The organism is Streptomyces sp. NPDC053541, from assembly GCF_044544705.1.
Classification (GTDB): Bacteria; Actinomycetota; Actinomycetes; order Streptomycetales; family Streptomycetaceae; genus Streptomyces.
The window spans coordinates 46,493-65,368 of the sequence record NZ_JBITXM010000002.1 but is presented as its reverse complement, the minus strand read 5'-3'; the positions used below and the strand labels follow the sequence as shown (position 1 = coordinate 65,368).

The 18,876-nt window shown below is 74.3% G+C and carries 20 protein-coding genes and 3 tRNA genes; 7 read left to right on the top strand and 16 right to left on the bottom strand.

Translation table 11 applies throughout. The annotated features are described in order from the left end of the window. Nucleotides 1-82 precede the first annotated feature (82 nt). From ACIGW2_RS04435 to sigE, 5 genes are all read right to left on the bottom strand, one after another. Nucleotides 83-685 carry a hypothetical protein gene (locus tag ACIGW2_RS04435; protein WP_361579179.1) on the bottom strand — a complete coding sequence of 201 codons (603 nt, stop codon included), beginning with the start codon at nucleotides 683-685 and terminating at the stop codon, nucleotides 83-85. Between the two features lie 107 nt (nucleotides 686-792). Beyond that, on the bottom strand, nucleotides 793-1,224 hold the full coding sequence (locus ACIGW2_RS04430; protein WP_361579177.1) for a sec-independent translocase: 432 nt from the start codon (nucleotides 1,222-1,224) through the stop codon (nucleotides 793-795). 106 nt (nucleotides 1,225-1,330) lie between these two features. Beyond that, complete coding sequence (locus tag ACIGW2_RS04425) at nucleotides 1,331-2,998, bottom strand: S1C family serine protease (RefSeq protein ID WP_391656243.1); 1,668 nt, start codon at nucleotides 2,996-2,998, stop codon at nucleotides 1,331-1,333. 99 nt (nucleotides 2,999-3,097) lie between these two features. Continuing rightward, nucleotides 3,098-3,817: an anti-sigma factor family protein gene (locus ACIGW2_RS04420; RefSeq protein ID WP_391656244.1), complete on the bottom strand. Its 720-nt coding sequence runs from the start codon at nucleotides 3,815-3,817 to the stop codon at nucleotides 3,098-3,100. Beyond that, the gene (sigE, locus tag ACIGW2_RS04415; protein WP_399841008.1) at nucleotides 3,814-4,572 is read right to left on the bottom strand and encodes an RNA polymerase sigma factor SigE; all 759 of its coding nucleotides are present in this window, start codon (nucleotides 4,570-4,572) and stop codon (nucleotides 3,814-3,816) included. Before sigE ends, ACIGW2_RS04420 begins: the two co-directional genes overlap by 4 nt. Nucleotides 4,573-4,779: 207 nt before the next feature. Between sigE and ACIGW2_RS04410 the strand changes: the two genes are divergently transcribed. Further along, nucleotides 4,780-5,394, top strand: coding sequence for a class I SAM-dependent methyltransferase (locus tag ACIGW2_RS04410; RefSeq protein WP_265866657.1), 615 nt, complete (start codon nucleotides 4,780-4,782; stop codon nucleotides 5,392-5,394). 143 nt (nucleotides 5,395-5,537) lie between these two features. Here ACIGW2_RS04410 and ACIGW2_RS04405 read toward each other — a convergent pair whose 3' ends face one another. Further along, nucleotides 5,538-5,705 (bottom strand): DUF3117 domain-containing protein, encoded by a 168-nt coding sequence (locus ACIGW2_RS04405; RefSeq protein WP_205628308.1) that lies wholly within the window; start codon nucleotides 5,703-5,705, stop codon nucleotides 5,538-5,540. A 289-nt stretch (nucleotides 5,706-5,994) separates the two neighbouring features. On the opposite strand from ACIGW2_RS04405, the gene ACIGW2_RS04400 reads away from it, so the two are divergent. Beyond that, a complete protein-coding gene (locus ACIGW2_RS04400; RefSeq protein WP_391656246.1) occupies nucleotides 5,995-6,798 on the top strand; it encodes an enoyl-CoA hydratase/isomerase family protein in 804 nt (267 codons plus the stop codon). Here ACIGW2_RS04400 and tag read toward each other — a convergent pair. Continuing rightward, nucleotides 6,795-7,457, bottom strand: coding sequence for a DNA-3-methyladenine glycosylase I (gene tag / locus ACIGW2_RS04395; protein WP_391656247.1), 663 nt, complete (start codon nucleotides 7,455-7,457; stop codon nucleotides 6,795-6,797). The genes ACIGW2_RS04400 and tag overlap by 4 nt on opposite strands. After that, nucleotides 7,454-7,798: a DivIVA domain-containing protein gene (locus tag ACIGW2_RS04390; protein WP_391656248.1), complete on the bottom strand. Its 345-nt coding sequence runs from the start codon at nucleotides 7,796-7,798 to the stop codon at nucleotides 7,454-7,456. Before ACIGW2_RS04390 ends, tag begins: the two co-directional genes overlap by 4 nt. A 124-nt stretch (nucleotides 7,799-7,922) precedes the next feature. On the opposite strand from ACIGW2_RS04390, the gene folP reads away from it, so the two are divergent. Then, complete coding sequence (gene folP / locus ACIGW2_RS04385; protein ID WP_356074849.1) at nucleotides 7,923-8,783, top strand: dihydropteroate synthase; 861 nt, start codon at nucleotides 7,923-7,925, stop codon at nucleotides 8,781-8,783. Between the two features lie 45 nt (nucleotides 8,784-8,828). On the opposite strand, the gene ACIGW2_RS04380 is transcribed toward folP, so the two are convergent. Beyond that, nucleotides 8,829-9,578: a TIGR00730 family Rossman fold protein gene (locus ACIGW2_RS04380; protein ID WP_361590019.1), complete on the bottom strand. Its 750-nt coding sequence runs from the start codon at nucleotides 9,576-9,578 to the stop codon at nucleotides 8,829-8,831. Nucleotides 9,579-9,676: 98 nt separating this feature from the next. Next, complete coding sequence (dapE, locus tag ACIGW2_RS04375; RefSeq protein ID WP_399841004.1) at nucleotides 9,677-10,783, bottom strand: succinyl-diaminopimelate desuccinylase; 1,107 nt, start codon at nucleotides 10,781-10,783, stop codon at nucleotides 9,677-9,679. A gap of 38 nt (nucleotides 10,784-10,821) precedes the next feature. Between dapE and ACIGW2_RS04370 the strand changes: the two genes are divergently transcribed. Both ACIGW2_RS04370 and ACIGW2_RS04365 read left to right on the top strand, forming a co-directional pair. After that, on the top strand, nucleotides 10,822-11,757 hold the full coding sequence (locus tag ACIGW2_RS04370; protein ID WP_399841002.1) for a hypothetical protein: 936 nt from the start codon (nucleotides 10,822-10,824) through the stop codon (nucleotides 11,755-11,757). 303 nt (nucleotides 11,758-12,060) lie between these two features. Continuing rightward, nucleotides 12,061-12,432, top strand: a complete 372-nt coding sequence (locus ACIGW2_RS04365) for an ATP-binding protein (RefSeq protein WP_391656251.1) — start codon at nucleotides 12,061-12,063, stop codon at nucleotides 12,430-12,432. Nucleotides 12,433-12,506: 74 nt separating this feature from the next. Here ACIGW2_RS04365 and ACIGW2_RS04360 read toward each other — a convergent pair whose 3' ends face one another. Together ACIGW2_RS04360 and fdxA are read right to left on the bottom strand one after the other, a co-directional pair. Next, a complete protein-coding gene (locus tag ACIGW2_RS04360) occupies nucleotides 12,507-13,601 on the bottom strand; it encodes a bifunctional succinyldiaminopimelate transaminase/glutamate-prephenate aminotransferase (protein WP_399841000.1) in 1,095 nt (364 codons plus the stop codon). Between the two features lie 84 nt (nucleotides 13,602-13,685). Beyond that, nucleotides 13,686-14,006, bottom strand: coding sequence for a ferredoxin (gene fdxA, locus ACIGW2_RS04355; RefSeq protein ID WP_010474859.1), 321 nt, complete (start codon nucleotides 14,004-14,006; stop codon nucleotides 13,686-13,688). Nucleotides 14,007-14,118: 112 nt separating this feature from the next. Here fdxA and ACIGW2_RS04350 point away from each other — a divergent pair, with 112 nt between their 5' ends. Next, nucleotides 14,119-15,120: a GNAT family N-acetyltransferase gene (locus ACIGW2_RS04350; protein WP_399840998.1), complete on the top strand. Its 1,002-nt coding sequence runs from the start codon at nucleotides 14,119-14,121 to the stop codon at nucleotides 15,118-15,120. Further along, nucleotides 15,105-15,953 carry a transglutaminase-like domain-containing protein gene (locus ACIGW2_RS04345; protein WP_356076858.1) on the top strand — a complete coding sequence of 283 codons (849 nt, stop codon included), beginning with the start codon at nucleotides 15,105-15,107 and terminating at the stop codon, nucleotides 15,951-15,953. Before ACIGW2_RS04350 ends, ACIGW2_RS04345 begins: the two co-directional genes overlap by 16 nt. A gap of 435 nt (nucleotides 15,954-16,388) precedes the next feature. Here the strand turns inward: ACIGW2_RS04345 and ACIGW2_RS04340 are convergent. The 4 genes from ACIGW2_RS04340 to ACIGW2_RS04325 form a co-directional block, all read right to left on the bottom strand. Next, nucleotides 16,389-16,466: transfer RNA gene (locus ACIGW2_RS04340), tRNA-Arg, on the bottom strand. Nucleotides 16,467-16,493: 27 nt separating this feature from the next. Next, nucleotides 16,494-16,568: transfer RNA gene (locus ACIGW2_RS04335), tRNA-Arg, on the bottom strand. 29 nt (nucleotides 16,569-16,597) lie between these two features. Then, nucleotides 16,598-16,671 (bottom strand) — tRNA-Arg (locus ACIGW2_RS04330). 99 nt (nucleotides 16,672-16,770) lie between these two features. Beyond that, nucleotides 16,771-18,306, bottom strand: a complete 1,536-nt coding sequence (locus tag ACIGW2_RS04325) for a hypothetical protein (protein WP_399841676.1) — start codon at nucleotides 18,304-18,306, stop codon at nucleotides 16,771-16,773. Between the last annotated feature and the right edge of the window lie 570 nt (nucleotides 18,307-18,876).

Below are 18,876 nucleotides of genomic sequence, written 5' to 3'. Positions count from 1 at the left end.
AGGGCGCCCCGCGAGCCGCGGGGCGCCCTTCGTCGTACCAGCCTGGGCGTCGTATCCGTCTCGGCCCCGGCGTACGGCTCCGTCAGGCGTACGCGCCCAGGTCCTTGACCCGCGCGAAGCCGAGCCCGTAGGCGCTCATGCCCCGCCCGTACGCGCCGATGTGGACGCCCTCCGCCGAGCCGGCGAGCACCCAGCCGAACTCGGACTCGCGGTAGTGGAAGGGCACCGGGACGCCGTCCACGGGCAGCGAGAGGGTGGCCCAGGCGGGTCCTTCGAGGTCGTCGGCGAGCTCGAAGGCGGTCTCCGTCTGCTGGTCCAGCCAGTTGTCGCGCAGCGCGTGGTCCAACTGGGCGGGCCAGGTGTGGGCGAGCAGGCCGGAGCCGGCCAGCCAGGCCGCCGAGGAGACCGTGGTGGCGTCCAGGACGCCGGTGCCGTCGCCGGTGCGGCGCACGGGGTGGGCGGCGACGGTCACGACGACCGCGAAGCGCTCCTTCTCCGCGCCACCGGCCTCGGACTTTATCGACGGCTCGTCGCCGTGGCCCAGGGAGCCGTGCTGCACGGTGCCGTCCGCCGCCGTGCCGATCTGCATCAGCCGGCGCGGTCCGGTGAACGCCTCGTCGAGCCCGTACCAGGCGAAGGGTGCGCGCAGAAAGCCGTCGGCTTCCACCCGACTCGTCGTCTTCATCTCGGCCGCCTCCTCGTTCTGTCAACAGAGGGAGGATAGCCACCGGGACGCACCGGTCCGGTGACAGGGCGTCGTCACGGCCGGTGGGAACGGCGCGTCAGCTCCGGTCAGGTGGCGTCGTAGTCGTACGGAGGACGCTCGGGACCGTCCGGCTTGTCCTGCTTCTTGAGCAGGTCGGGCTTGCTGCCGTTGACCGCGGCGGGAGCGGACTCGCGGCCGTGGACGGCGTCCGCGACCTCGTTCATCTCCTTCTTGAGGTCGAAGGTCGAGCGGAGCTCCTGGAGCTCCTTGAGGTCCTCGTTCTCCGCGAGCTGCTTGCGGATGAAGGTCTTGGGGTTGAGGTCCTCGAACTCGAAGTCCTTGAACTCCGGGCCCAGCTCGCTGCGGATGTCGGCCTTGGCGCTGTCCGAGAACTCGCGGACCTTGCGGATGAAGCGCGAGACGTCCTGGATCACCTTGGGCAGCTTGTCGGGCCCGAAGATGAGCACGGCGAGCACCACGAGCGTCACCAGCTCGAGTGCGCCTATGTCGCTGAACACCCTGTAGCTCCTTCTCGCCGGTCCCGGGCGGCCCGCTCCACGGTACCCGCCGAAACTGTCCGGCGGGTACCGGGCGGTGTCCTCCACATGGCGACGGGGCGGCCCGTCAGGTGCCCGTGGAGGAGCCCAGGGTCAAGGTCTTTGTCTGCTCTTTGCCGTCGCGGGTCAGGGTCAGCCGCAGCGTGTCGCCGGGGCGGTGGGAACGGATCTTCACGATGAGTTCCTCGCCGCTGTGGACGCGCTGGCCGTCGACCTTGGTGATGATGTCGCCGGGGCGGATGCCGGCCCGGTCGGCGGGGCCGCCGGCGGTGACCGAGGCGGTGCCGCCCTTGCCCTTGTCGCCGACCCGGGCGCCGTCGCCCGCGAAGGCCATGTCGAGGCTGACGCCGATCACGGGGTGGGTGGCCTTGCCGGTGTTGATGAGCTCCTCGGCGACCCGCTTGCCCTGGTTGATGGGGATGGCGAAGCCGAGGCCGATGGAGCCGGACTGGCCGCCGCCCTCGCCGCCGGAGCCGTTGCCCGCGGCGCGGATGGCGCTGTTGATGCCGATGACCCGGCCGCTGGAGTCGACCAGCGGGCCGCCGGAGTTGCCGGGGTTTATCGGCGCGTCGGTCTGCAGGGCGTCGACGTAGCTGACGTCGCTGCCGTCGCCCTTCTCGCCGCCGGCGGTGATGGGCCGCTCCTTGGCGCTGATGATGCCGGAGGTGACCGTGTTGGACAGGTCGAAGGGGGCGCCGATGGCGACGACCGGGTCGCCGACCCGGACGCTGTCGGAGTTGCCGAGCGCGAGCGGCTTGAGGCCGGAGACCCCGCGCACCTGGATCACGGCCAGGTCGTAGCCGGTGTCGCGGCCGATCAGCTTGGCGCGGGCCGACTCGCCGTTGCTGAAGGTGACGGAGATCTCGCCGGAGGAGGCCGCCGCGTCCACCACGTGGTTGTTGGTGAGGATGTGCCCGCGGGTGTCGAGGACGAAGCCGGTGCCGGTGCCGGAGGAGCCGCCGCCGCTGACGTGGATGGTGACGACGCTGGGCAGGGCGCTGGCGGCGATCCCGGCGACGCTGCCGGGCGCGCGGCCGGTGTCGCCGGGGGCGGCCTGCGGCAGCTCGACGGTGCCGAGGCCGCCGTTGCGCTCGACGTACGCGCCGACGCCGCCGCCGACCACGCCGGTGACCAGCGCGAAGGCGAGCGCGCCGAGCAGCGCGAGACCGCGCCGGGGCCTGCGGGGCGCCTTGTCCTCGACGGCGAGCGGCTGGGCGCTCCAGGGGTCGTACGCGGGCAGCGGGGCCGGCCCTGGGGCCGGGACCGGAGCGGGGGCCGGGGCGGCCAGGGGCACCCCCACGGGCGCGGGCGGCTGGACCGGGGGCGCGGGCGCCCAGGGGCCCGGCTCGCCGTAGGGCGGCGTCCGGTACGGGTCGGGGGCGTGCAGCGGCTGCTGCGGCGCCTGATGCGGTACGGGCTCGGGCGCGGGCGCCGGGACCGGTGCGGGTTCCGGGGCGGCCGCCACGGGCGCGGCGGCGGCCGGCTCGGGCGCGGTCGCGGGGGCCACAGGCTCCGGTGCGGGCGCCGGCTCCGGGACCGGCGGGGCGTCCTGGGCAGGTGCGGGCACGGGCTCAGCAGGCGGGGCCGGCTCCGGAGCGGGGGCCGGTTCGGCGGGCGGGGCCGCCGGGGCGGCGAGGGTGAAGTCGGCGTCGTCCGCTGCCCCGGGCGGTGCGACGGGGTCCGTCGGCGTGCTCGTCGACGGCCGGCTCCACCACGTCGGCTTCCCGTTCTTCATGCTCTCCCCGCAACGGATCCCTGTCCGCGCCGCCCGTGTCGCCGGGCGGCGCGCCCCTGCCCCTGGATTCAACCAGGTTGGATTCAACCAGGTCGCGGGTCAGGGATGGGAGGGCCCGGGGGCCGGGGTCGGCGACGGGGAGGCGCCGGGCACGGCCGGGGCGTAGGAGAGCCGGAGCGCCGGGCTCATCGGGCGGACGAACGGGGCCAGTTCGAGCCGGGCCGGGATGACCGTCGGGGGCGCGGCCTCCGGGGTCGCCTCCTCGCGGCGCGAGCCGGACGCGAAGGTCGCGGGCGCCCGCAGCGGCGTGACGTTGCTGCCGGTGCCCTGGCCGCCGCGCGGGGCGTCGATCGACAGGGTGCTGCTCAGCGCGATGGCCGCGAAGGAGACCGCGCTGGCCGCCGCGAAGGCGAAGCGCCGGCCCCGTCCCGCGGTGCGGTCGCCGACCTGGTGGATGGGGAATCCGGTGTCGACGGCGAGCGGCCGGGCGGTCGCGAAGCCGTCGGCGCGGACGCCGCCGCCCCGCAACAGCTCGTCGAAGGGTCCCCCCTGGTCAGGCGGCCCCCCCGGCAGCCCCTGGAGCCGCGCGAGCAGCCCCTCGGAGGGGGCCGGGGGCGCGGAGGAGGCGAAGACGTTCTTCAGGGAGCGCTGGGCGTCGGCCTCGGCCTTGCAGCGCGCGCAGGTGGCGAGGTGGGCGAGGACCCGCTCCCGGGCGTCATGACCGAGCTCGCCGTCGACGAGCGCGGCGAGCCGGTCCCCGAGATGGTGTTCCGCGAGTCGCTGTTCCTCGGGGGTCGCGGACGGACCGGTGCCGCTCACGCTGTTCCGCCCTCCCAGCCGACCGAGGCCAGGGCACGCTCCTGGCGCGCCTCGGGCGAGCGGTGCTTGAGCGCCTTGCGCAGGTGGCTGCGGCCGCGGTGGATGCGGCTGCGGACGGTGCCGAGCTTCACGCCGAGGGTCGCGGCGATCTCCTCGTACGACAGGCCCTCGATGTCGCACAGCACGACGGCGGCGCGGAACTCGGGCGCGAGGGTGTCCAGGGCCTGCTGCACGTCGGCGTCGAAGTGCGTGTCGTTGAACGCCTGCTGCGGGGACGGCTCGCGGCTCGGCAGCCGCTCGGCGGCGTCGTCGGCGAGCGCGTCGAAGCGGATCCGCTGCTTGCGGCGGACCATGTCCAGGAAGAGGTTGGTGGTGATCCGGTGCAGCCAGCCCTCGAAGGTCCCCGGCGTGTAGGAGGACAGGGAGCGGAAGACCCGGACGAAGACCTCCTGCGTGAGGTCCTCGGCGTCGTGCTGATTGCCGGTCAGACGGTAGGCGAGGCGGTAGACCCGTGCGCTGTGCGTGCTGACGATCTCCTCCCAGGAGGGCGGAGTCCACGCCTGCGATTCCGCATCCGGGGCGAAGGTCGCGGTGGTGGGTGCGGAGTCGGCGGTGCGGGAACGGTCAGCGGTGTCGGTCACGGATTTCGGCTCACCCGCCGACCCGAGGAGGCGCCGCAGCACCCCTCTCCGATCCACAGGCGCAGCCGCACCTCCCCTGTCGGCTCTGGTGGTGTCCAGTGGAGCCCCTACCATAGCCACCTCGCCCGTTAGCTCCGGATAAGAATCTTTACGCGAATTTGGGGCGGGCTCGTGTCGCCGTCCCGCGTGCTTCCCGTCAGGAGGAACGCGCGGTCCCATCTGCGGGTTCCCGCACACAGCGGATACAGTCGACGCCATCGTCGACTACGGCGTCCAAGACGGGGACAGGAGAGGGCCATTACCGCCAACCGGCAGACGAGTTTGGCGTTCGCCGACGCCTATGTCGCCGAGGACGAAGCACTGCGCTGGGCCCGTGACCGGGCCCGGGAGGCAGGGCTGCCCTCGGTGTCTTCGGGCACCGGCGCCGCCCTGCGCCTGCTGGCCGCGACGGCGGACGCCAAGGCGGTGGCGGAGATCGGCACGGGCACCGGGGTCTCCGGGATCTACCTGCTCCTCGGGATGCGTCCGGACGGGGTGCTGACCACGGTGGACGTGGAGCCGGAGCGGCAGGCGCACGCGAAGGCGGCGTTCCGCGCGGCGGGCTTCGCCGGCAACCGGGCGCGGTTCATCCCCGGCCGCGCGCTGGACGTGCTGCCGCGACTCGCGGACGGCGGATACGACCTCGTCTTCTGCGACGGCGACCGACTGGAGCTGCTGGACTACCTCGCTGAATCGTTGCGCCTGCTGCGCCCGGGCGGTCTGGTCTGCTTCGAGGGCGTCTTCGCCGACGGGCGCACGGTGGACTCGGCGGCCCAGCCGGCCGAGGTGCAGCGGATACGGGAGCTGCTGCGGACCGTGCGCGAGAGCCGCGAGCTGCTGCCGACCCTGCTGCCGGTGGGCGACGGCCTGCTGTGCGCGGTCCGCCGCGGCGCCTGAGCCGCCGCGCCCGGGGCCCGCTCCCGGGGTGCCCGCCACCCGGTCCGCGCCCCCGCCCGGCTCGTACCGACCCCCGGTACACCGCTGCCCCGGTGCGGTGGGTACCGTACCGGGGCAGAAGCGGGAAAAACGCTACGGGGGCGTCAGCCGACGACGTCCTTCAGGGCGTCACCGAGAGCCTTCGCCTCGTCCGGGGTCAGCTCGACGACGAGCCGGCCGCCGCCTTCGAGCGGAACGCGCATGACGATGCCCCGCCCCTCCTTGGTCACCTCGAGCGGGCCGTCACCCGTCCGCGGCTTCATGGCCGCCATGCTCGTTCCCCTTCCTGAAACCAGCTCATCGCAAGCATCGAACACGATTGCTTCCCGGTCATTATCCCGCATCAGAGGACCCGATGACCAACATCAGGTGGCATCGCTTCCGCAACGCGCTTTCACAAAGCCACATATTTCGGCGGTCCACCTGCGATACTTCGCCGCCGCCGGTCGGCGCCCGAGGGACGATTCTTTGACGCAGCTCACACGCCCGGACCGGGCGGGCGCCACGTGATCTCCGCCATGCTGAGCTGCGTCAGAGACGCGAAGACGCGAAGGGATCCCGATGGCCGACACCGTGCTGTACGAGGTGAGCGACGGGCTCGCCACCATCACGATCAACCGCCCCGAGGCGATGAACGCGATGAACGTGGCGGCCAAGGTGGCGCTGCGCGACGCGGCCGAGGCGGCGGCCGCCGACGGGGCCGTCCGGGCGGTGCTGCTCACCGCGGCCGGGGAGCGCGCGTTCTGCGTGGGCCAGGACCTCAAGGAGCACGTGGGCCTGCTCCTCCAGGACCAGGAGTCCGGCACCCGGAACACCATGAACACGGTCCGGGACCACTACAACCCGATCGTGCGGGCGCTCACCGGGATGGCGAAGCCGGTGGTCGCGGCCGTGAACGGGGTCGCGGCCGGCGCGGGCTTCGGCTTCGCGCTCGCGGCGGACTACCGGGTGGTCGCGGACACCGCCTCCTTCAACACCGCCTTCGCCGGCGTGGCGCTCACCGCCGACTCGGGCATGTCCTGGACGCTGCCCCGGCTGATCGGCCCGAGCCGGGCCGCCGACCTGCTGCTCTTCCCGCGCTCGATCAGCGCCCAGGAGGCGTACGAGCTGGGCATCGTGAACCGCCTGGTCGCCCCGGAGGCGCTCGCGGAGGAGGCCGCGAAGGTGGCCCGCACGCTGGCCGAGGGCCCGACGGTCGCCTACGCGGCCCTGAAGGAGTCCCTGGCCTACGGCGCCGACCACTCGCTCGCCGAGGCCCTGGAGAAGGAGGACGAGCTCCAGACCCGGGCGGGCGCCTCGGCGGACCACACCATCGCGGTGCAGGCCTTCATCGCGAAGGAGAAGCCGACGTACCTCGGCCGCTAGTCCACGACCCCGCGGGGCTTCCCGGCCGGCCCGGTCTTCTCGGCCTTCTTGGCCTTCTCGGCCGCGGCCGGGCGGCCGGCGCCGCGGGCGGTGCAGCCCTGGACGTGGTCGTCGACCAGGCCGCAGGCCTGCATCAGCGCGTAGGCCGTGGTCGGGCCGACGAAGCGCAGGCCGCGCTTCTTCAGTGCCTTGGACAGGGCCGTGGACTCGTCCGTGACCGCCGGGACGTCGGCGGTCGTGGCCGGGACCGGGCGGGTCGCCGGGTCCGGCGCGTGCGACCAGATCAGCGTGTCGAGCTCGCCCGGCTCCCAGCCGGCCAGCAGCTTGGCGTTGGCCAGGGTGGCGTCGATCTTGGCGCGGTTGCGGATGATGCCCTCGTCGGCGAGCAGCCGCTCCCGGTCGGTGTCGGTGAACCGCGCCACCTCGGCGATCCGGAAGCCCGCGAAGGCCTTCCGGAAGCCCTCCCGGCGGCGCAGGATCGTGATCCACGAAAGGCCGGACTGGAAGGCCTCCAGGCACAGGCGCTCGAAGAGCGCGTCGTCGCCGTGCACCGGGCGGCCCCACTCCTCGTCGTGGTAGGCCACGTAGTCCTCGGTGGACAGGCCCCAGGGGCAGCGCAGCAGGCCGTCGGGCCCCGGGACCGCCCTGCCCCCGCTCACGCGTCCTCCGCCTCGTCGCCGTCGGCCCGGCCGCCGGCCAGGGCCGCTTCGAGCCGGGCGATGCGGGCGTCCCGCTCGGCGATCCGGGCGTCGCGCTCGGCGAGCTCGGCGCCGAGCCGGCCGAGGACGTCGTCCACGTCCGCCATCCGGTAGCCGCGGGGCGCGACGGGCAGGCGCAGCGCCTCGACGTCGGCCTGGCCGGCCGGGCGGCTCGCGGGCAGCGGATCGACCAGCTGCTGGGGCGCCACGTCGGGCAGCACCTCGCTGTCGCCGCCGCCGACCACCGCCAGGGTGACCGCCGCGACGACCACGACCATCGTGATCAGCAGAAACCAGAACACCTGCGCGCCTCTCCCGAGCGTGTTTCCCCGCGTGGAAAACGTCCGGTGCCGATCGTGCCATGCGCCACCGACGGTTAGGGTCGCAGACGATGCAGGCGAGGTCCGCGAGGGAGGACAAAAAGGGATGCTCCGCTTGGGACGGCGTGAATTCGGGCCGCACGAGCCGGTGATCATGGCGATCGTGAACCGGACCCCGGACTCCTTCTACGACCAGGGGGCCACCTTCCGGGACGAGCCGGCGCTGGCCCGGGTCGAGCAGGCGGTGGCCGAGGGCGCGGCGATCATCGACATCGGCGGGGTGAAGGCGGGTCCCGGCGAGGAGGTCACGGCCGAGGAGGAGGCGCGGCGCACGGTCGGTTTCGTGGCCGAGGTGCGGCGGCGCCACCCGGACGTGGTGATCAGCGTGGACACCTGGCGGGCGGACGTCGGCGAGGCGGTCTGCGAGGCCGGCGCGGACCTGCTGAACGACGCGTGGGGCGGGGTCGACCCGCGGCTCGCGGAGGTGGCGGCGCGGTACGGCGCGGGCCTGGTGTGCACGCACGCGGGCGGCGCGGAGCCGCGGACCCGGCCGCACCGGGTCGCGTACGAGGACGTGATGGCCGACATCCTGCGGGTCACGGTCGGGCTCGCGGAGCGGGCGGTGGCGCTGGGCGTGCGGCGGGACGGGATCATGATCGACCCGGGCCACGACTTCGGGAAGAACACCCGGCACAGCCTGGAGGCGACCCGGCGGCTGGGCGAGATGACGGAGACCGGCTGGCCGGTGCTGGTCTCGCTGTCCAACAAGGACTTCGTCGGCGAGACCCTGGACCGTCCGGTGAAGGAGCGGGTGCTCGGGACGCTCGCGACCACCGCCGTCTCGGCCTGGCTGGGGGCGCGGGTGTACCGGGTGCACGAGGTCGCCGAGACGAAGCAGGTGCTCGACATGGTGGCGACGATCGCGGGCCACCGCGAGCCGGCCGTCGCCCGCCGCGGCCTGGCGTGACGGCCGGGCCGGGCCCACGGGCCCGGCCCCCCTCGTTCCCGGGCGCTAGCGCCCGACCTCCTTGGAGACCAGTGCGACCGCCTCGTCCACGTCGTCCGTGACGTGGAACAGCAGCAGGTCGTGCTCCGAGGCCTTGCCGCCCGCGACGACCGAGTCGCGCAGCCAGTCGACCAGGCCCTTCCAGTACGCGGAGCCGAAGAGCACGATCGGGAAGCGGGTGACCTTGCGGGTCTGGACGAGGGTCAGCGCCTCGAAGAGCTCGTCGAGGGTGCCGAGGCCGCCGGGCAGCACCACGAAGCCCTGCGCGTACTTCACGAACATCGTCTTGCGGACGAAGAAGTAGCGGAAGTTCACGCCGATGTCGACGTGCGGGTTGAGGCCCTGCTCGAAGGGCAGCTCGATGCCGAGGCCGACCGAGATGCCCTTGGCCTCGCGGGCGCCCCGGTTGGCCGCCTCCATGGCGCCGGGGCCGCCGCCCGTGATCACCGCGAAGCCCGCCTGCGCCAGCGCCCGGCCGAGCCGGACGCCCGCCTCGTACTCGGGCGAGTCCGGCTTGGTGCGGGCCGAGCCGAAGACGCTGATGGCGCTGGGCAGTTCGGCGAGGGCGCCGAAGCCCTCGACGAACTCGGACTGGATCCGCATGACCCGCCACGGGTCGGTGTGCACCCACTCGGAATCACCCTCGGTGTCGAGCAGCCGCTGGTCCGTGGTGCCCGGCTGGACCTGGTCGCGGCGTCTGACCACCGGTCCCAGCCGCTGCTCCTCGAGCTTCGAAGGCTCTTCGGGTACGCCCATGGCCTGCTCCTCTCACCGTTCCACTGATCGACCGGCGTTGATCTTCCGGTCCGGTCAGGGTAGGTCCACCGAGGTGACGAAAGGCGAAATTGCGGGAATCATTCCGTCAGCCAGTCGCGGAGGCGCCCTTCGCAGTGGTGGATCCGCTCGACGTGGACGTGCTCGTCGCGCTTGTGCGCGTAGAGCGGGTCGCCCGGCCCGTAGTTGACGGCGGGGACGCCGAGCGCGCTGAAGCGGGCGACGTCGGTCCAGCCGAACTTGGGCATGGCGCTGCCGCCGACCGCCTTCATGAAGGCCGCGGCGGCCGGGTGGGAGAGGCCCGGCAGCGCGCCGGGGCTCTCGTCGTCGACCTCGATCGAGCTGACGCCGCAGTCCGCGAAGACCTCGTGGACGTGCGCGAGGGCCTGTTCCACGGAGAGGTCCGGCGCGAAGCGGTAGTTGACGGTGACCACGCACGCGTCGGGGATGACGTTGGTGGCGACGCCGCCCTCGATGCCGACCGCGTTCAGGCCCTCGTGGTACTGCAGGCCGTCGATGACCGGCTTGCGCGGCTCGTACACGGCGAGCCGGGCCAGGATCGGGGCGGCTGCGTGGATGGCGTTGGAGCCCATCCAGGAGCGCGCGGAGTGGGCCCGCTCTCCGGTGGTGTGCAGCTTGACCCGCAGGGTGCCCTGGCAGCCGCCCTCGACCTGGCCGAAGGAGGGCTCCAGGAGGACGGCGAAGTCGCCGGCGAGCCAGTCGGGGTGCGCCTCGGCGATCTTCCCGAGGCCGTTGAGGTGGGCGGCGACCTCCTCGTTGTCGTAGAAGACGAAGGTGAGGTCGCGGTTGGGCGCGGGCACGGTGGCGGCGATCCGCAGCTGGACGGCGACGCCCGACTTCATGTCGGAGGTGCCGCAGCCCCACAGGACGCCGTCGGCGTCGAGGCGCGAGGGCACGTTGTCGGCGATCGGGACGGTGTCGATGTGGCCGGCCAGGACCACGCGCTCGGGGCGGCCGAGGTGGGTGCGGGCCACCACGTTGTTGCCGTGCCGGTCGACGGTGAGGTGCGGCAGGCCGCGCAGGGCGCGCTCGATCGCGTCGGCGAGCGGCTGCTCGCTTCCGCTGACGGAGGGGATGTCGACCAGGGCGGCGGTCAGCGCGGCGCCGTCGAGCGAGAGGTCCAGCGCGGGCGCCGGAGCGGGTTCCGAAGGAGCGGTGTCAGCCATGTGTCGACCCTAACTCGGCCTCCAGTACGGTGGGGCGCGTGTCCGAGCCCACCCTCCTCTCCCGTCCCGCCCGACGCGGCCGCGCCGCCCGTGTCGTCGCGGGTCTCGCCGTGCTCCTCGGCCTGGTCGCGTACGTGACGGTGCACTACGTCACGGGGAGTAAGGGTGCGCCACGCTGCACGGTCGGAAGCGGGTCGAACCGGTACGAGTTCACTCCGGAGCAGGCGTCGAACGCGGCGACGATCGCGGCCGTGGGCAGCAGCCGCGGGCTGCCGGAGCGCGCGGTGACGATCGCCCTGGCGACGGCGCTCCAGGAGTCGGCGCTGCGGAACATCGAGCACGGCGACCGCGACTCGCTCGGCCTGTTCCAGCAGCGCCCGTCGATGGGCTGGGGCACGCCGGAGCAGATCCTCGACCCGGTGTACTCGGCGGGGAAGTTCTACGAGGGCCTGGAGAAGGTTCCGGGCTATTCGCGGCTGCCGCTGACGGTGGCGGCGCAGAAGGTGCAGCGCAGCGGTTTCCCGCAGGCGTACGCGAAGCACGAGCCGGACGCCACGCTGCTCTCGGCGGCGCTCACCGGCCGCGCGCCGGCCGCGCTGACCTGCACGGCGGACGTGGCGGAGGGCCGGCCCGGCGACCCGTCGCGGGTGCGGACGGAGCTGGTGCGCGCCTTCGGCGAGGAGACCGCCCCGAAGGCGGTCACGGGCGGCGCGGGCGCGGCGGGCGCGGGCGCGAACACGGCCGGGGTGCCGGCGGTGGAGCTGTCGGTGCCGGTGCGCGAGACCCGCGGGGCCCGCGAGCAGCGCGGCTGGGAGCTGACCCAGTGGGCGGTGGCCCGGGCGGACGACCTGCGCATCGCGCGGGTCGTGTACGGGGACCGGATGTGGGTCGCGGACGACGGCTCGGGCGACTGGGAGCCGGCCGGCTCGCGGGGCACGGACGGCTCGACGGTCCGGATCACGCTGGCGCGCTAGGCGGCGTCCGCGGGGGCGGGCAGGCGTGCGGGGTGTCACCCGGACGTGTCATGGGGGCCGGGGCGCGGGAGGTCTTCCCGGAGGTGTGCGGGCGGGGCGGCATCTCACGGCACGGGGCTTGTGCCGCAAGGGAAGTGACGGTTCGGCACCGGGGTGTCCCGTGACGTGTTCGTCCGCTTTCCTCCCCACCCGACAATCGTACGCATTGCCCAGTCTTTACCTTCGGCCTCCGCAACCTCTCCCGCCCCACGCCCGGTTGTCAGCGCGTAATCGACCTCGTCGTCCCTCCGCCGAAGGAGCACCATGTCCCTCCCCCTGACCCGCCGGATCGCCCGCGCCGCCCTGCTCGTCGCGGCCGGCGCAGCCCCCGTGGTCGGTGCGGCCGGAACCGCGAGCGCCCTGCCCCAGGGGCTCGCCCCCACCGAGGCGCTGTCCGGCGTGACCGCCGTGGACCCCGCGAGCGCCGGCGGTGTCGTCGACACCGCCTCGCAGACCGCCACCGGCGTCGTCGGCGAGGCCGGCGGCAAGGCCACCGGCGACACCCTCGGCAAGACCGCGGGCGCGGCCACCGAGACCGCCCAGGCCCCCGTGGCGGGCCCGCTGGGCGAGGCCGTCCCGAACACCGGCGCCGTGCCCGGCGCGGGCCTCATCGGCGGCCTGCCGATCGGCGGCTGACCACCGCCTCCGCACACGTGAGGGCCCCGGGGAGCACCGCCCCCCGGGGCCCTCACTCGCGCGTCCCGGGCCGATCAGCCGAGCCGCTTGACGGCCGCCTCGACCCGTTCGTCGGTCGCGGTGAACGCCACCCGCACGAACCGTCCGCCGGCCTCGCCGTAGAAGTCGCCGGGCGCCACCAGGACGCCCTTCTCGGCGAGGTACGCCACCGTGTCCCAGCACGGCTCGTCCCGGGTCGCCCACAGGTAGAGGCTGGCCTCGCTGTGCTCGATGCGGAAGCCGTGCGCCTCCAGGGCCGTCCGCAGCGCCGTGCGCCGGGCCGCGTACCGCTCGCGCTGCTCCGCCACGTGCGCGTCGTCGCCGAGCGCGGCGACCGTCGCCGCCTGCACCGGCGCGGCCGTCATCATGCCGCCGTGCTTGCGGATCAGCAGCAGCTCGCCGAGGACCGCCGGGTCACCGGCGACGAAGGCCGCGCGGTAGCCCGCCAGGTTGGAGCGCTTGGACAGCGAGTGGACGGCGACGATCCCCTCGTACGAGCCGCCGCAGACGTCCGGGTGCAGCACCGAGACCGGGTCGGCCTCCCAGCCGAGCTCCAGGTAGCACTCGTCGGAGAAGACCAGCACGCCGTGCTCGCGGGCCCAGGCCACGATCCGGGTCAGCTCGTCCTTCCCGAGCACCTTCCCGGTCGGATTGGACGGGGAGTTGAGCCACAGCAGCTTCAGCCCGGCCGGGTCCAGCTCGGTCGGGTCGTCGTAGACGACCGGCGTCGCGCCGCACAGCCGCGCCCCGACCTCGTACGTCGGGTAGGCGAGCCGCGGGTAGGCGACGACGTCCCCCGCGCCGAGCCCCAGCTGGGTCGGCAGCCAGGCCACCAGCTCCTTGGAGCCGACCACCGGCAGCACGTTCCGGTCCGTCAGGCCGACCGCGCCCAGACGCCGCCCGCACCAGCCGGTGAGCGCGTCCCGCAGCGCCTGGGTGCCCCACACCGTGGGATAGCCGGGCGAGTCCGCAGCCGCCACCAGGGCCTCCTGGATCACCGCCGGCACGGGGTCGACCGGGGTGCCCACGGACAGGTCCACGATGCCGTCCGGGTGGGCCGAGGCCGTCGCCTTGTACGGCTCCAGCTTGTCCCAGGGGAAGACGGGCAGGCGCGAAGAGACTGCGCTCACGGTTGTGCTCCTCGTACGTACGGATACACATCGGTCCCGTACAGCGGCGAGGCCGTACGGGACCGAGCGGGGATGATCGGTCGATCAGCCGTTCTGCGGCGGCAGGGCGGCGATGAAGGGGTGGTCGCGCTCGATCAGGCCGAGCTTGGAAGCACCACCGGGCGAGCCGAGCTCGTCGAAGAACTCGACGTTCGCCTTGTAGTAGTCCTTCCACTCCTCCGGGGTGTCGTCCTCGTAGAAGATCGCCTCGACCGGGCAGACCGGCTCACAGGCTCCACAGTCGACGCATTCGTCCGGGTGGATGTACAAAGACCGCTGGCCCTCGTAGATGCAGTCGACGGGGCACTCCTCGATGCACGCCTTGTCCTTGACGTCGACACAAGGCTGCGCGATGACGTAGGTCACGCTGTCGTTCCTCCTCAGTAGGGCTGGTCTGCGCGGGAGCGCGGTGTCGTCGATGCCCGCCCCTAGTATCTCCGTTCTTGGGGACGATCCGAACAGGAGGGGCTCAGAAGCTGTGGAATTCACCGGCGGAGCACGGCTTGAGGTCCGTATCACGGCGGCTGACGTGGGAAAACGCGTCTCTGTTCGGTACGTGACGGACTCGGCGGTCCCGGGCGAGAAGTTCACCGACGCGGTCGGGGTTCTCACATCATGGGACTCGGGTGTGCTGCTGATCACACGCAGGACCGGTGAGGCCGTCCGGATCGCGGAATCCGCCCTCGTCGCCGGCAAGACGGTCCCCGCCGCCCCGGCCCGCCGCCGCGGCCCCTCCGCGACCTTCGCCGAGCTCGCCCGGGCCGCCGCCCGCGCCTGGCCGCCGCTGGAGGCCGAACCGCTCGGCGAGTGGACCCTGCGGGCCTCCGGCGGGTTCACCCGCCGGGCCAACTCCGTGCTGCCGCTGGGCGATCCGGGCCTGCCGCTCGACGCCGCGCTCGACCGGGCGCGGGACTGGTACGCGGCCCGGGACCTGCCCCCGTACGTCCAGACCGCGACCGGCGCCGCGGACACCCAGGAGCTGCTGAGCGCCGAGCTGGAGCGGCGCGGCTGGACCCGGGAGGTCAGCGCCGAGCTGCGGACCGCCGCGCTCGCGCCGATCGGCGACCTCGCCGCCGACACCTCGGCGGTACGGATCGAGCGCGGCTTCGACGAGAGCTGGCTGCGCCGCTACCAGCGCTTCGGCGAGCCGGGCCCGCACGTCACCAAGGTGCTCGCCGGCGGCCCGAGTGTGTGGTTCGCGTCCGTACCGGGCACGGAAGAGGCAGCCGCGGCGATCGGCCGGCTCGTCGTGGACGGGCGCTGGGCCGGTTTCATGGCGGTCGAGGTGGACCCGGAGCAGCGGCGCCGGGGCCTCGCCACGGCCGTGATGACGGCGCTCGCCCGGCGCGCCCTCGACGAGGGCGCCTCGGCCGCCTGGCTCCAGGTCGAGGCGGACAACCACGGCGCCCGGGCGCTCTACGACGGGATGGGCTTCACCACCCATCACCACTACCACCACTACCGATGGACGGGCGCGTGACGGACGGAGACGACGTGACCGACTGGCGGCGGGAGTTCGCCGAGGAGGCCAGGTCGGAGCGGCCCGACCTCGCGCGCCTGTGCCTGCTGCTGTGCGCCGTCGCCGATCCGTCCGTCACCGGGGCCGACCTGGACGAGGCCGAGATCGAGCTGGACCGGCTCGCCGGACTCGTCCCCTACGGGACGCGCGGCCCCGACGCCTGGGTCGCGGCGCTCGCCGAGCTGCTCGGCCGCCGCGAGGGCTTCCAGGGCGTGCCCGCGGACTACCAGCGGCTGGAGTCCTCGCTGCTGCACGAGGTGCTGCGGACCCGGCGCGGGCTGCCCATCCTGCTGTCGGTGGTGTGGATGGAGGTGGCCCGCCGGGCCGGCGCCCCGGTGTACGGGCTCGGACTGCCCGGCCACTTCGTCGTCGGCTTCGGCGACCCGGCCGAGCTGCACCTGGCCGACCCCTTCGCGGGCGGCCGCGCGATGACCGGCACGGACGCGGAGCTCCTGGTCGCGGGCGCCACCGGCGAGGCCCTCGACCCGTCGATGCTGCGCCCCGCGACCCCGGCGGCGATCGTGCTGCGCGTCCTCAACAACATCCGCGCCTGGGCCCAGGCCCGCCCCGAGCGCTCCGACGTCGCCCTGTGGGCCGTCGAACTGTCCCTGCTGCTCCCCTCCCACCCGGCCCGCCTGCGCTACGAGCGCGCGGAGCTGCTCGTCCAGCGCGGCGACTTCCTCACGGGAGCGGCGGAGATGGAGGCGTACGCGACGATCATGGACGCGGTCGAACCGAGCGCCGCGGAGACCATCCGCCGCCGCGCGAAGGCGGCCCGGGCGCTGCTGAACTAGGCCGTCTCTTCCGGATCTTGCCGGGCTCTCGACTCCCCCAGAGCTTCGCCCGGGTGGGCGCGCCCCCGGCGGAGCCTGGGGGGAGTGCCCCGGGCACCGCGCCTCGCCGCGTCGTCGTCGGTCGCCGATGGCCCCCTGGGCTTCGCCCGGGAGGTGCCCCCGGGCGAAGCCCAGGGGAAGTGCCCCCCCACCGCATCGCTTCCGCCCCCTCGGCCCGGCGGCCGGGGAGGTGCCCCCACCTCCGCCTTGCGATCCTTCCCCTGGGCCCTGACGGCCTGGGGAGACCCCGACCCTCGGCCCTGACGGGCCTGGGGAGACCCCATGCACCGGACGCCGCTCTCCCCCGTAGCCCTCCGGGCACGGAAGGTGCCCCCAGATCCAGCCGCCCGATCCGAAAGAAACGGCCGCCTGTCCGGCGGGCGCGGGAAGGGTGCGGGCGGGGCGGCCGGAATCGAACCGGCGTCCTCGCGGTTTCGGAGACCGCGCGCGTCGACCTCTGCGCTACGACCCCGCCCGCCGCGGGCAGCTTAAGGGTGCGGGGCAGGCCGGCCGGAATCGAACCGGCGTCCTCGCGGTTTCGGAGACCGCGCGCGTCGACCTCTGCGCTACGACCCCGCCCGCCGCGGGCAGCTTAAGGGTGCGGGGCAGGCCGGCCGGAATCGAACCGGCGTCCTCGGGTTTCGCAAACCGCGCGCGTCGACCTCTGCGCTACGACCCCGCCCCGCGCGTCGCAGCCTAGGGGGTGTCTCGCCCCTCCGGAAACGGCGCCACCCCCGCCTCCGGAGGGGGCGGGGGTGGGCGCGGGGTGGTGGGGCGGTCAGCCCTCGCCGCTGAGGTCGATCGTCTTCGTGCGCTCGGCCTTGGTCTTGCCGCGCAGCGCGTCGCGCATCACGAAGGCCACGTCGTCGGCGCTCACCTGGTGCTTGGTGCCGTCGGCCTTGGTGATCATGACGCCGTCGAAGACGCCGTCGAGCAGCTCGGTGATCGCCTGCTTGTTGTAGACCTCGACCAGACGGCCGTCTACGGCCTTCATGGAGAGGATCTTCGGCAGGGACCGGGCCGGGCCGAAGTCGATCGACTTGGCGCCCGCCTTGATGGTGATCTTGTCGGACATCGCCGGCCGGGCGAACTCCTCCATGGCCCGTTCCAGCTCGTCCTTGGTCACGGTGGGCCGGCGGGTGACGACCGGGAGCTCGACCGTGTTGGGGCGGCCGGTCTCGACCTGGGCGCGGAAGGCGTCCTTGACCGCGATCATCGAGCGCTGGACGTCCAGGCCCTTGCCCTCCTTGCCCTCGACCGCGGTGACCTTGTTCGGGGCGAAGAGGATGGTGCCCTCGGTGACCGAGCCGGAGGTGCCGGCCAGGTCCGTGAGGGCGACGCCCAGCTTCTCGTCGTCGACCGGGAAGACCGGCTTCGCCTCGCGCGTACCGCCGAAGAGCGAGCCGATGACGGAGACCGGGTTGTAGTCGCTGCCCGCGGCGGCGCGGACGGTCTCCTGGGCGTCCAGGGCGAGACCGGCCTTCTCCGGGGCCAGTTCGGCCTTCTTGCCGCCCACGGAGAGCTGCAGCGGGGTGTGGGCGCGCTTGCCGAGGGCCGCCTCCAGCTTGGCGACGCCCTCCTCCTTCGTGCCGCCGCCGATGTCGACGCCGAGGACGGTGGTGCCCTTGGGGACCTCGGAGTGGTTGAGGAGCAGGCCCGCGCCGTAGGCGACGCCGGCCAGGCCGACCACGCCGACGCAGGCGAGGACCAGCTTGGAGCGGCCCTTCTTCGCCGGGGCGGGCTGGGGCGCGGGCTTCGGCGCCGGCCGGGGCGCGGCGGCGGCCTGGTCGCCGCGCTCGTTGCGCTCGGGGATGCGCGGGGTCAGGTCGGGCCCGGCGGGCGGGACGACCGGCATGCCGCTGGTGAGCGTCGAGCCGGAGACGTGGCCGGGCTCGCCGCCCGCGGGGCCGCCGGGCGGCACGGGCGCGGGGGCCTGCGGGGTGAGGATCGCGGTGTCGTCGGACATCCGCGGGGCCATGGGCCGGCGCGGCCCGGGGCCGCGGCGCTGGTCCGGGCCGACGACCGGACTGCTGCCGGTGACGGGGCCGGTGGTGGGCCCGGCGGGGGCCCCGGCGGCGCCGACGACGGGGGTGCCGGCGGCCGGGGTGTGCCCGGGGCCGTTGTCGTAGAGCGGGTTGCCGCTGTCGTAGAGCGGGTTCCCGGGCACGGGCCCGCCGGGCACGGGCCCGCCGGTGGCGGGGCCGTCGAAGCGCGGAGTGCCACCGGCCGGGGTGGACGCCGGGCCGTCGAAGCGCGGGGTACCGCCCGCGGGCGTCGGCGCCGGGCCGCCGGTGAGCGGGGTGACGACCGGCATGCTCTGGGTGGTGCTCGCGGACGGGACGCCGTCGCCGGCGGAGCCCGCGAAGCCGGGGGCGGCCGGGGCGGGGGCCGACGGGGCCGCGGCCTGCGGCGCGGCGGGCGCCGGCGGCTGCGGGGCGGGCTCGGCGGCCGGCTTGGCCGCGGAGGGCTTGCGCGGCGCGAACCAGCTGCTGGTCGGCCGCTCCTCGGCGGCGGCCGGCTCGGCCGCGGGCTCCGGCTCGGCGGCCGGGGCGGGCGCCGGGCGGGCCGGGGCGGGCCGGGTGGGCAGCGACGGCTCGGCCGCCCGCGGCTCCTCGGCCGGGGTCCCGTCCCCGCCGCCGCCCTCGCCGACCGGCTTGCGGACCACCACGGGCGGGATCGGACGCGAACCCGGGATGTTGATCCGGATGCGCGTGGTCAGCGTGGTCTCGGTCTTGGGCTCCTCGGGCGGCACGGCGGCGCCGTTCTCCGCGGTCGCCTCCTGTCCGCCGCGCAGACCGTACGGCGGCGTGCCCGAGGGGTACGCGGCCCCGCCGCGCCCCTGGGCGCCGGAGGGCGAACTGTCAGTCTCTCGACCAGTTTCACG